This window comes from Salsuginibacillus kocurii DSM 18087 (assembly GCF_000377705.1).
In the GTDB taxonomy this organism is placed as follows: domain Bacteria; phylum Bacillota; class Bacilli; order Bacillales; family Marinococcaceae; genus Salsuginibacillus; species Salsuginibacillus kocurii.
The window spans coordinates 103,010-115,665 of the sequence record NZ_KB898627.1; the positions used below are offsets into that span (position 1 = coordinate 103,010).

Genomic DNA, 12,656 nt, shown 5'->3' on the forward strand with positions numbered 1-12,656 from the left:
GCCACCTCATTTGCTGCTGCCGTGTCTTCTTTGCCACGGGCAACGTTTCATCCTCCTCGGGAAATCCTGTCCTGCAGTGTTTCAGCTCTTGCCCTTTTCCCACCGGATGATCCGCGATTCGTTTCTTCTCGGGTTTCTAACAAAAACAACAGAGAATACGAAAACACCGAAACAAAGAAACGGCAGCTCAAGAAAACGTACCTTGAGCTGCCGACTGTGATCTTATTGGCTTTCATCATCCGCAAACGCTCTGCTACCTACTGCCTTACGCTGGCCTTGATACTTGCCACGATAAGGATTAGTCGCTTTTTGGTCCATTTGCGCAAATACGAGCTGACAAATACGACGGCCGGCTGTCAGCCGGATCGGGAGGCGGTTGGCATTGTAAAGTTCAAGTGTAATCTCTCCTTCAAATCCAGCGTCAACCCAGCCGGCGTTTTGAATAAAGAGCCCCATACGTCCAATGGAACTACGGCCTTCCACAAAAGCAGTGAGCTGGTCGGGGAGGCGAATATATTCCTTGGTAGTAGCAAGCAGAAAGGAATGTGGTGGAATGATCACTTCGTCATTTTCAAATTCTACGTAACTTGCCGCATCATCTAGAGTCAGCGATTCCGTTTGATTTTCGTCAATTTTTAAAAAGTGGGTACCGAGGCGCAAATCAATTGAAGCCGGCTGTAATTGTTCTTCGGTAAGCGGGGTGACTTCAAGTTCGCCCGAATCTAGCATTGTTCGTATTGTTTTATCGGAAAGTATCACCAGAGATCCTCCTCATTATCAGGTCAGTTTATGTAAGAGTTACTCTTCTATTAAAACATGAGAAGAAGGTTGTGGGTAGCCCAAAAACTATACAGCTAGTCCTTTTTCATCGGCCTGTGCCACTTAAAAGTCGGAACCACCCTTTTTATTCATCATCTTCCACGCTCACCAAATACAGCCTTTCTGAAAAACCGCCTCTTTGCTCTTCTTTTTCTTTTCGAACATGTTCAAGTTCAGCAGGTGTAGCCCCGTGTTCTTCTGCGAGCGCATAAATAAGCTCCAACAAATCAGCCAATTCTTCAATCGCTACTTCATTTGATTCCTTGCTGGCTTCACGGTACTCTTCAGCTTCTTCCAACAGCTTTTTTTGAGCTTCTTTCATATATGACATGCGGTCAAGAACTTGCAATTCATAATCTTTCCCAGAAGCTCCAATAACCTCTGGAATCTTATCACGAACGAGCTTATTGTAGATCGGCATACCTTCACCTCTTTCTTTTACCCCGGCCCAACTGATGATAAGTTTAGGCCTTCTTAGGTTCCTGTGTAGTATGTTGCCCTTCTAATTAAGAACCTTATTCTCCGTCACAGTAAATGTCTTTCAGTCTGATTCGACAGGAGCTTTTTAATTTCCTTCTTTGCTCATACAGCTTTTATTTGCAGTAAACGCACAGTAACTGCTCGAATGAGCTGCGGTAAAATGCCAAATGTGTATGGTTTATGAACCCGTTCTGTCCATTTGTGGCCATCTTTTCCATAGACCCCGATATTAATAGAAGGAATATTTAATGTTCGTATCGTCTCAGTCGGTATTGGATATAACTGCTCCATCGCCGGAAAGTTTTCAAGAAGAGCGGCCATCTCTTCATCTGTATCATGAAGGGAGAGAAAACTCCCGTCTGCCAGATATGGAAAAAATTGCTTCATCGCAAATTGCTCTTTCGTTTCTTGTCCGACGGATGTTAATACCTTTTCAAGCTCTTCTAACAACTTCTCATCCCGGCTCTCATATTTGCGTAAATAATTATGAGGCAAATAGGGCGGGGCAAAAAAAAGAATAACCCGCGGCTGCTTGTGAGGATCTAAAGCCTGGAGCGTTTCTACAATTTTAAAGGCACGATCGCGCGGTTCTTCCCCATAGGATTCAGCCACAATTCGTTCTAATGCTTGATCAACGTCAATTCCTCTTTGTCTAAGTTGCTCCATATAAGATGACAGAGTGGTCACTTCAACGGTCCAGCGGTACGGCTTGGCCGGGAGTCCGGTGTGCTCAATATATTGTTGATACGTATGAGCAAGATTTTCTTCTACTTCCAGACAAGCTGCTTTACATTCTTTTAGTACGTTCTTCATCACATCTTTCGCCGTGTGCTCATATATAAAATAATTAAAATACATATAACTGCTTGTAGCAGTCTGTACATTATAGCTCTGCTTACTGTCACGCTGGTACAGGCAAGTTGGAGGCAGGGTTGCTTCTCCCGGAATACTCTCCATTAGGTTAAGGTTATTATGAATCCGTTTGTTGATCGCAGAAGCGATATAATTCGGGTCAATGCTTGTTAAGGTTTCCCCAACATGGGCTTCACGGCCGTAAACGTACACTGCAGGAAGAACCTTGCCTGCAGCCCCTGTATAAATGTATTTTAGCGGATCCCCGTCATAAAGAGGAGTAAAAAAATCGTTATTAATTGCGGCCGTATATGTCAGCCCAAAGTCATTTTGCAGGCGCTCAAGCTCTTCTAATGCTGTAATCACACCGAAGTTCTCTCCTTCTTCGTCAAAATTAAGCATGAGGAGAAGGTTTCCTTCAAGCTCCTCCGGATTTGTTACAAAATAGAGGAAATTCGTTATATGAACAGCAATACCACTTTTCATATCAAGGGCCCCCCGCCCAAACAACCACTCTCCTGATTCAGCGTCAAGCTGGCTATCTTGATCTTGTGGAGAAGCTTTAAAATACGACTCTAAGGCATCGGGTTCTAAAGCCTCATGCTGCAGCGGACCAAAATCTGAAATGCCAACTGTATCCACATGAGCGTGGTAAATCAGCGTGCGAGTACTTTCAACGTCTTTTTGAAAAAAGGCAAATAAGTTCTTGCGTTGCTTCGGGTCCTGATCGTGACGAGCCGTCTGCACCCAGACATGGTCTGGATATTCTTTAAAGTAAGATTCATTTTCGAACAATTGCTTCACGTATTCAATGACATCGCCTTCTCCTTCGGTTCCATTGACGCTTTTAATTTTCATTAAAGCACGTGTCAACTGTTCTAATCTATCAGGGTGAGGGCTTATATCAACAGGATGCATCCTAAATTGCTCCTTCCTTCTAAATTAGCAGTGCCATAAGGAAAAGCTGCCTAGCAATGAGACAGCTCCTGTTATCATTTATAATACTTTGCTTAAAAAAGATTGTGTCCGTTCATGTTGGGGATCATCAAATAGCTGCTCTGGTGAGCCTTCTTCCATAAAAATTCCTTCATCGATAAAAAAGACACGATCTCCTACTTCTTTGGCAAAACCCATCTCATGAGTTACTACTACCATCGTCATCCCTTCATGCGCCAGGTCTTTCATTACTTCTAATACGTCTCCCACCAGTTCTGGGTCTAGAGCTGAGGTCGGTTCATCAAATAACATCACGTTCGGATTCATGGCAAGCGCCCTCGCAATCGCTACTCTCTGCTTTTGACCTCCTGATAGACTAGTAGGATACGTATTCGCTTTGTCAGCGAGGCCTACTTTTTCTAACAGCGGCAAAGCAGCATCCTCAGCTTCCTGTTTACTCAGCCCTTTTACTTTTTGCGGAGCAATCGTTACATTTTGCAAAACGGACATATGAGGAAACAAGTTGAAATGCTGGAACACCATCCCTACCTTGCTCCGAATGTCATTAATGTCAGTGGAAGAATCAGTTAGATCAGTTCCATCAATAAGAACGTGGCCTGATGTAACTTCTTCTAACAAGTTCAGGCAGCGCAAAAAGGTGCTTTTACCAGAACCGGACGGCCCAATCACACATACAACTTCTTTTTCATAAATCGTCGTCGAAAGTCCCTTCAATACCTCTGTTTCTCCGAATGATTTTCTCAAGTCTTTTACTTCAATCATTTCTTCTCTAGCCTCCGTTCGTAGCGGCGCAAAATGACCATGGATGGGATCGTAATAATCAAGTACATCGCACAAACCATGAGGTAAGGTTCAAAGTAAGTGAAAGTACCACTGGCATACTGACGTCCTTGATACAGAATATCCGTCACTGCAATCGCTGAAAAGAGTGATGTATCTTTCAAGCTGATAATAAATTGGTTGCCAAGCGGCGGAATCATGCGTTTCAAGGCTTGTGGCCAAATTATGTAACGCATAGTTTGGGAGGAAGAAAGACCAAGTGACCGACCTGCTTCACGTTGACCGTCTTCTACTGATTCCACCGACCCGCGTACAATCTCTGCAATATAAGCACCTGCATTAAGTGCGATCGCAAGGATAGAAGCTGTTAATTTATCCAAGCTCACACCTAATAGATCTGGCAAGCCGAAATAAATAAAGAAGATCTGAGCAAGAAGCGGAGTGCCCCGGACAACTTCGATATATACGGTAGCAATTCCATAGACAATTTTATTTTTCGAAATGCGCATTAGACCAAATATGGCCCCTAACACAAAACCTAGAAAAACCCCGACAAAGGTGATTAAAAGTGTGAATTGAAGCCCTTCAAGAAGCAATGGCAGAACTTCAATGTAATGATTGACTGAAAATATGTACACGTTGTCTACATCCCTTCTTGTTGAAGTAACGCTTATGAATGTGGAGAAAGCGCAACAGGCAACTGCCTGTCACGCTCTTCCTTACTCGTCATCTTCGTCATCATCTTCATCGGTGTCTTCTTCGTCGCTGCCATCTTCACCTTCATCTTCGCCTTCTTCGTCTGCATCCTCTTCTTCTGCCTCATCATCTGCTTCGCCGTTATCACCGTTTGCGGCTAAGTCTTCTCTAGCTTCGTCAAGCGCATCCATATCAGGGCTGCCACCAAACCACTCATCATAAATCTCTTCGAATGTTCCATCTTCCTGTAAGTTGTCAATTGCTTCATCTACTTCATCTCGCAGCTCAGATTCAGGTGGGAAAGCAATACCATAAAACTCACCTGTCAATGTGTCACCAACGATTTGAAGCTCACCGCCTGTTTCTGTTTCAGAATAATACTGAACGTTTGGCAGGTCATAGAGCACCGCATCTGCTCGGTCGGTAAGAACAGCTTGGTACGCTTCTGCAATTTCTGGAAATGCTTCAATATCAGCATCCGTATTTTCGCCTAAATAATCTTCACTCGTAGAACCGACACGTGTTGCCACGGTCATTCCATCAACGTCATCTATGGATTGAATCTCTTCATTGCCATCCTGAATGGCCAGTACAAGCCCTGCCTGGTAGTAAGGTTGAGAGAAATCAATATTCTCCTGGCGCTCTTCAGTAATTGTCATTCCAGCTATCCCCATATCAAAGGACCCCGAAGGAATGGCAGCAACAATACCAGAAAACTCCATTTGCTCAATTTCAATATCAAATTCTGCTTCATCTGCAATGGCATTGATCAGGTCAATGTCAAAGCCTACTAGTTCATCATCTTCAATAAATTCAAATGGAATGTAGTTATTATCTGTCGCGACAGTATATGTTGGACGATCGCCATTATCTGCCGTTTCTTCCTCTTCATCCTCATCTTCTTCTACTTCTTCACTTTCTTCCTCTTCTTCCTCATCTTCTTCCGTTTCTACTTCCTCATCATTATCTTCTCCATCTGCAGTTGTTTCTTCAGCATCATCTCCAGCTCCACAGGCGGCTGAAAAGATAAGCCCAAGCGATACAACTGATAACAATAATGGTTTTTTCATGATGATTCCCCCTTTTTAATTTCCAACCAAGACCTAAATTCAGTCTTATGATGGAAGTATAGCACAAGCATTCTTTTTTTTCTAACTTTTAAAAATTTTTTAATAGAGCTATATTCCTATATTAACCCGTATCTAGCTTGCCTTTTCTTTTCATACCATTATTTCTTTGCATCCATTGGCACTTGCTTTTTTATAAAATGTTCTAACTGATATGTAAGAGATTTTTAGTTTATCCCGTTGGAACTAGAAGAAATACCTAGGTATCTCGCTAATTTATGTAGGTCAAAAGATATATTTTCTTATTTTGTTCATAAACGAATCAATTTCATAATGACGTTTTATGAGCCTAAAACAAATATTATCTATTTGTTTTTTATTTAGTATACGGAATTTCAAAAGTGACTGAAACGTAAGACGGGACTCCCATAGGATAAAGCGCAGTCTGAACATCCACTTTTTCGAGGGTAAAGCCCATCGAAAAAGATAGCTGAAGACAAGCCCTCGGGAAAGCGTCCGTCTGAAGTGAAGGTCACATTTATGAGTCGGATGTTCACATCTTATTTTGAATGATGAAAATGATTCAAACTTTTTGTAAAAAGTTTCATACCGCTTTTGTAAGACAGACTCTTTCAATGATAGAGGATAGGACTCAGCAATTAAAGAAACCGACGCGCAGAGAGGAATTAATAAAGAACAAAGAGCTGTCCCATACGTCAAACGTTTTGAGACAGCCTCTTGTTACTTATTCTTCATAGATGTCCCTAGCATTGCAAAACTGTCCAAAGGTTCATCACTCATTAGATACTCATTCAATATAGTAGTTTCAGTTCTTCACTCCAGGCGGAAGGTTTCACCACAGGCATAAGCGGAGACCAGGTGGTTCGTCCATGGAAAGGAAGCGGATGAAGTCGCTAAACAAACGAAACTAGGAGCATACGTTTCCCAGTGCTTCGTCTCGTGGGTACATTCGCACCGCTAGTGAACAGATGGCCGTATACGCAAATACAACAGCAGGCGGGCATCTTCCTTCCCCACAGAGGGAAAAGAAGAACTCTATACACCGCTGAGAAATTAGCGGAAGACCATACCGAACTTCAATGGTCGCCCTTTTATACATTACTAAATCTTCTCTTCACTCACGTGTTGAAAACTATGATGTTCTTCTCGTTCAGCTGGCTCCAATACATCTTCGAACAGATAGTAGCCTGCAATCACAAGGGCAAGCCAACTGAAGGCTCCGAGGATCCACTTTCGTATAATGGGACTCATATAGTCTACGCTCCTTTTACCGTTTGATCAGTCTGGGCCGTAACTTTGATCCGCTGCAGCCTTAAGGCGTTCAATACGACCGATACTGAGCTAAATGCCATCGCAGCACCCGCCACCCACGGAGCTAAAAATCCAGCAGCTGCAATTGGCAGGGCTGACGTATTATAAATAAAAGCGAAGAACAAGTTTTGTTTAATATTTCGCATTGTTAACCGACTCATTAAGACGGCATCTGCTGCGCTGTTTAAATCACCGCGCATTAATGTGATATCAGCTGCCTCGATTGCTACATCCGTTCCTGTGCCAATCGCCATGCCAATATTAGCGACTGCAAGCGCAGGCGCATCATTTATGCCGTCTCCCACCATTGCCACTTTTCTGCCGTTTTGTTGCAGTCGTTCAATTTCTTTGGACTTTTCTTCAGGGAGCACTTCCGCCAGTACTTCATCCACTCCAACTTGAGCTGCAATCGCACGGGCTGTTCGTTCATTGTCGCCAGTCAGCATAATAACGTGATGTCCTTCTGCTTTAAGACGAGATATCGCTTCTTTAGAAGAATCTTTAATCGTATCAGAAACTGCGGTGAGGCCTGCATATATACCGTCTACTGCTACCAGCATCGCAGTTTTCCCTTCTGCTTCAAGTTGTTCCATCACCACTTCAGCGCCGGCAGGAATTTGAACCTTATGGTCAGACAGCAATTTACGGGTCCCGATTAATGTCAAATGGCCATCAACAGATGCTTCAACCCCCGCTCCGGGTATAGCTGCAAAGTTTTCTGCCTGACCTAACTTAATGCCTTGTTCTTCTATTCCTTTCACCAGGGCCCGAGCTAATGGGTGTTCTGAGACTTTTTCAACAGAACCGACAAGCCGAAGAAACTCTTGTTCATCTGCCCATTCCGTCTCTATCGTGGTTAACTCCGGTTCACCTTTCGTAACTGTTCCTGTCTTATCCAATACGACGGTATCAATCGCCCGGGTACTTTCTAAATATTCTCCGCCTTTAAATAATACTCCCATTTCTGCCGACCGACCTGACCCGGCCATAATAGAAGTCGGAGTAGCAAGTCCGAGCGCGCATGGACAGGCAATAACTAGAATAGAAATCGTGGGAATGAGAGCAGCAGCCATATTTCCCGGGGCAAAGATAAAGTACCAGCCGAGAAACGTCAGCACAGCAAAGATGACTACAGCCGGCACAAATACGCTCGAGACTTTATCCACCATTCGCTGAATGTTTGCTTTCGAGCCTTGAGCCTCTTCTACAACTTTGACGATTTGTGCAAGGGCGGTATCTTTTCCTACTCTCGTCGCTTCTACTGTTAAAGCGCCATTTTTGTTAATTGTTGCCCCAATCACTTCATCACCCTCTGATTTATCAATGGGCAGGCTTTCACCAGTCAACATCGATTCATCAATAGCTGAACGACCCTTTTTTACGATACCGTCCACTGGTATTTTTTCACCAGGCTTCACACGTAACAGATCTCCTTTAACCACGTCTTCTACAGGGATTTCTCTTTCTACTCCCTCGCGGACAACTGTAGCTGTATTTGCCCGTAAGCCTAGTAGTTTTTTTATGGCTTGGGACGTGCGCCCTTTTGCTCTAGCTTCAAATAATTTACCTAAAACGATAAGAGTAATTATAATAGCTGCTGCTTCGAAGTAGAGTTCGGGCATAGCTTCACCGGTGCCCATCCACTGCCAACCTAAATAAATGCTGTAAAAATAAGCTGCTGACGTCCCCATCGCAACCAGCACATCCATATTCGCTGACTTATTTTTAAGAGCTTTATAGGCATTTCGGTAGAACTGAGCACCGACAATAAATTGCACAGGAGTAGCTAAAGCGAGCTGAACCCATGGATTCATAAATAACTCCGGCACCCACAAAAACGCTGTGAATTCAAAATGAGTGACCATTGTCCAGAGTAAAGGCAGCGTTAAAATAGCAGCAAAAATAAACTTTCCGGTTTGCAGCTCGATCTCTTCATCACGCACATCGTGACCTTCACTCTCTGCTTTTTCATGAAGCTGAAAGCCGGCTTTGTCTACAGCTTGTTTCATATCACCCACTTCTACAGCCGCATCAATATATGAGACACTTGCCGTTTCTAACGCTAAATTAACGTTCGCTTCCTGTACACCCTCTAAACGAGTCAGCACTTTCTCTACGCGGTTGGAACATGCAGCGCAGGTCATGCCAGTCACATCAAATTCTACTTCTTCCGACCGAACTTGATAGCCTAATTCCTCAACCTTCCTTGCTAACTCTTCCAGATCCGTACGTTCTTCATCATAGGTGACAGCTGCATGTTCGGTTGCTATATTCACATTCGCATCATGAACACCTTCCACACTTTTGAGCCCTTTTTCTACTCGAGTGGTACAAGCAGCACAGGTCATTCCGCTAATTTGCAACGTAGTCTCCTTGCTCATTTTTGCCCCCCTCCCTCATTTGTTCTTACTTCATCATTCGATTCATGAGACCAACAAGCTCATCAATCGCTTCTTCACCTTCTCCATCCTGAATAGCTTTTGCTACACAATGGTGGGTATGATCTTCCATTAAATGGACAGATACTTTGTTTACCGCGGATTGTACGGCTGCGATTTGGTTTAAAATATCAATACAATAACGGTCTTCTTCTACCATGTTGTGAATGCCGCGAACTTGACCTTCTATTCGTTTCAATCGATTTAACAGCTGTTCTTTGTTTGGTTGTATTGTGCTTTTATGAGAATGATGATTCATCATATCGCTCCTTTTAAAATACATATACCCCGTACCCCTATGTTACCTGGTTGCTTTTTTTCCGTCAACATTCACATCTATATTCAAGGCTCTCCACCTCAACCGAATCATGAAAAAAGACTGCCAACTAGGCAGCCTTTTCTCATTTAATGAGCCTCGTTCTTATTCAGTTACCGGTTCCTCTTCTGTTACACCGATCTCATAGAGGTAAACCCCCGTGCCATCACCAATGGACGTGTTTGTCACCCGCTCATTCATTGCGTCAACTTGAGCACGATATACAGTTGGGAAAACAGGTACGTTTTCAGCCATATATTCCTGCCATTCGTTGTACACTTCTTGGCGATACTCTACATCAAACGCTTCCTCGGAGAGTCCCTCTGCCAAGATTTCATCATTTTCTTCACTTACGTAACGAGAGTAGTTGGATGGAGAGGTGCGCCCATATAGAGAACCTGGATCTGGGTCAATGCCTACCGTCCAAGCAGCTTGATACACATCAATGCTTTCTTCATCTTCTTCCACCATGTCATAGAATGCATTAAATTCATGCAAACGGCCGTCAAGAAGCTCTACGTTCAAGCCAACTTGTTCCCAGGACTGGATGTAATATTGAGCTACAGGTTCAGCGGTGTCGCCACCTTCCATTGATGCAAACGAGATGACGAGTTCTTCGCCCTCAGGGTCCTCCCGGAAACCATCACCGGTCACGTCTTCGTATCCTGCTTCATCAAGAAGTTGATTAGCGCGTTCTACATCGTACTCTAAGCCAGGGTTATCTTCATCATGGAACTCAGGATGGGATGGTGGAATTAAAGTAGTTCCGTCCCAGCGCAAACCATCATAAAAGTTCTCGCCAATTGCTTCATCATCGACTGCGTGGCCCATAGCCTGACGAAGTTCAACATCGGCCATTTTGGCATCGTCATCCATCACATTTTCACCTGCATCTGCATCCCACTCACCGAGCTTAAAGCCGATATAGGTGTAAGCACGATCAGTCGTTGCCAAGAAATCAAGATTATCGGCATCCATATGATCTACATACTGGTCAGCCGGGAAGCTAGTGGCATAATCAATGTCACCGCTGCGCAATGAGTTAGCAACAACATTTGGATCAACAATTTGCAGGGTCACTTCTTCAAGGCCTGGTGTACCGCGCCAGTAATCATCGTTACGGCTTAACGCTACGGATTCACCTGGTACGATGTCTTCAACTTCATAAGGACCGAAGCCAATTGGATTTTGCCGTACTTCATCAGATTCTTCCATTTCATCTATAGGAATATCTTCGAAAATATGCTTAGCTAGTGGATAGTTCCAAATCCCCCCTGTAACGATAGATGGATTCGCTTCAAGGAATGTAATTTCCATTGTCTTGTCATCAATGACTTCAATGCCGGATATTTCATCCGCTTCCCCTTCGTGATACTCCACAACACCTTCCACATTCATAATATCTTCACCATATCGCATGCCGGTATAGTCAGGGTCAGCAATGACTTCATATGCAAACTGCCAGTCTTCCGCAGTAACCGGTTCACCATCATGCCAATTTACGTCTTCGTTAATTTCAAATGTATAGGTTAAATTATCTTCTGAAACTTCATACGTAGCTGCGCCTTCCTGGTTGTAGACAAAATCTTCATCCCACTGGAGCAATGGTTCGTCAAACCAGCTTAGAATTTGAGAATCATGCGTGCCAAAATAGAAGTTCCAATTCAAAATACCTTCAAAAGGAGAATCACTCACAATGGCCACATTCATCGAGCCATCATCTAGAATTTCATCTCCACCTTCATCTTTAATCTGATCAAAATCTTCTAAGTCGACGACTTCATCACTCTGGACATCTTCATCTACCTCAATATCGTCTTCATCATCTGCTTCTTCGCTGTCATCGTCCTCATCGTCACCTTCTTCAGCTGTTTCTTCTCCCCCGTCATCGCCTTCATCTTCGGATTCTGTAGCTTCATCTGCACATGCAGCAAGTGCAAGCATAGAAACCATGCTGGCTGTAACGACAGACCGTCGTACAAACTTTTTCATCCCTTTTCCTCCTTAACCTCTTCTTTGTTTTGCGTCCGTCGCGCGCCGCAGCGCTTGACCGACATTATTTATACACAACATCAATACAAGAATCAGTATTGATGCGGGTACCCATATCCACCAACGTTGTTCTAAGGTCGTTGGGTTGGTTGCATAACTGATTAATGTGCCTAAACTCGGTGTACTCTCTGGAAAACCGAATCCTAAAAATGAGAGACCTGATTCAATTCCAATATTTGCAGCTAAGTTCAATGTCATGGTAACAATAATGATAGAACTTAAATTTGGGATTAATTCTTTAAATATAATTTTAGTGTGTGATGAACCCAAAGTACGTGATGCTTTAATATAATCTAATTCCCGTTCTTTCAAGGCTTTCGAGCGGACAATCCTCGCGATCCCCATCCAGGCAAAGATCGACATAATCAACACAAAAGAAAAAATGGTGTACTGCGGAACAATCACAATGAAAACGATAATAATAAGTAAATTCGGCAGCACGAAGAAAAAGTCTACGACACGCATCAGAATATTATCGATCGTTCCACCAAAGTATCCTGCAATCACCCCAAGAGTAATACCGATAAATCCACTGATTGCCGTAACAGCAATCCCTACCGTCAATGAGTTTCGCGTACCGATAATAAGCTGGCCAAATATATCCCGCCCCCCATAGTCAGTCCCTAACCAAAAATCAGATGATGGAGCCTCATGAATCGCAAACAAATCAACGGTTACAATTTCATCCTGGCTTAAAAACAACGAAACTCCGTATACAAATGCCATAATCGAAACAACAAGGATGAGTGATATGAGCGCGATTTTATCACGGAGAATTTCTGTTAACAAAATCTTCCAACCTGGTGGGCTTTTCTCCATGTCCACCTTTTCGGCCAATGTTTCTGCTTGCTGTGATCCCTCCACATG

The 12,656-nt window shown here is 43.5% G+C and carries 11 protein-coding genes; all 11 read right to left on the bottom strand.

Annotated elements, in window-relative coordinates:
- Nucleotides 1-222 precede the first annotated feature (222 nt).
- The 11 genes from dcd to D469_RS0111005 all read right to left on the bottom strand — a co-directional run bounded on the left by dcd (nt 223) and on the right by D469_RS0111005 (nt 12,653).
- Nucleotides 223-759, bottom strand: a complete 537-nt coding sequence (dcd, locus tag D469_RS0110955) for a dCTP deaminase (protein WP_018923438.1) — start codon at nt 757-759, stop codon at nt 223-225.
- A gap of 145 nt (nt 760-904) precedes the next feature.
- Complete coding sequence (locus D469_RS0110960; protein ID WP_018923439.1) at nt 905-1,240, bottom strand: nucleoside triphosphate pyrophosphohydrolase; 336 nt, start codon at nt 1,238-1,240, stop codon at nt 905-907.
- A gap of 161 nt (nt 1,241-1,401) precedes the next feature.
- A complete protein-coding gene (locus D469_RS0110965) occupies nt 1,402-3,069 on the bottom strand; it encodes a M20/M25/M40 family metallo-hydrolase (RefSeq protein ID WP_018923440.1) in 1,668 nt (555 codons plus the stop codon).
- Between the two features lie 78 nt (nt 3,070-3,147).
- Entirely contained in the window at nt 3,148-3,870 is a 723-nt protein-coding gene (locus D469_RS0110970; protein ID WP_018923441.1) for an amino acid ABC transporter ATP-binding protein, read from the bottom strand.
- Nucleotides 3,867-4,526, bottom strand: a complete 660-nt coding sequence (locus D469_RS0110975; RefSeq protein ID WP_018923442.1) for an amino acid ABC transporter permease — start codon at nt 4,524-4,526, stop codon at nt 3,867-3,869. The genes D469_RS0110970 and D469_RS0110975 overlap by 4 nt, the downstream gene beginning before the upstream one ends.
- A gap of 81 nt (nt 4,527-4,607) precedes the next feature.
- The gene (locus tag D469_RS21175) at nt 4,608-5,654 is read right to left on the bottom strand and encodes a transporter substrate-binding domain-containing protein (protein ID WP_018923443.1); all 1,047 of its coding nucleotides are present in this window, start codon (nt 5,652-5,654) and stop codon (nt 4,608-4,610) included.
- Between the two features lie 1,119 nt (nt 5,655-6,773).
- Nucleotides 6,774-6,923: a hypothetical protein gene (locus D469_RS22080; protein ID WP_018923444.1), complete on the bottom strand. Its 150-nt coding sequence runs from the start codon at nt 6,921-6,923 to the stop codon at nt 6,774-6,776.
- Between the two features lie 5 nt (nt 6,924-6,928).
- Nucleotides 6,929-9,364, bottom strand: a complete 2,436-nt coding sequence (locus tag D469_RS0110990) for a heavy metal translocating P-type ATPase (RefSeq protein WP_018923445.1) — start codon at nt 9,362-9,364, stop codon at nt 6,929-6,931.
- Nucleotides 9,365-9,389: 25 nt separating this feature from the next.
- Nucleotides 9,390-9,683: a metal-sensitive transcriptional regulator gene (locus tag D469_RS0110995; protein ID WP_026286206.1), complete on the bottom strand. Its 294-nt coding sequence runs from the start codon at nt 9,681-9,683 to the stop codon at nt 9,390-9,392.
- 159 nt (nt 9,684-9,842) lie between these two features.
- Nucleotides 9,843-11,729 (bottom strand): oligopeptide ABC transporter substrate-binding protein, encoded by a 1,887-nt coding sequence (gene opp4A / locus D469_RS0111000; protein ID WP_018923447.1) that lies wholly within the window; start codon nt 11,727-11,729, stop codon nt 9,843-9,845.
- Nucleotides 11,730-11,741: 12 nt separating this feature from the next.
- Nucleotides 11,742-12,653, bottom strand: coding sequence for an ABC transporter permease (locus tag D469_RS0111005; RefSeq protein WP_018923448.1), 912 nt, complete (start codon nt 12,651-12,653; stop codon nt 11,742-11,744).
- Nucleotides 12,654-12,656: the final 3 nt, after the last annotated feature.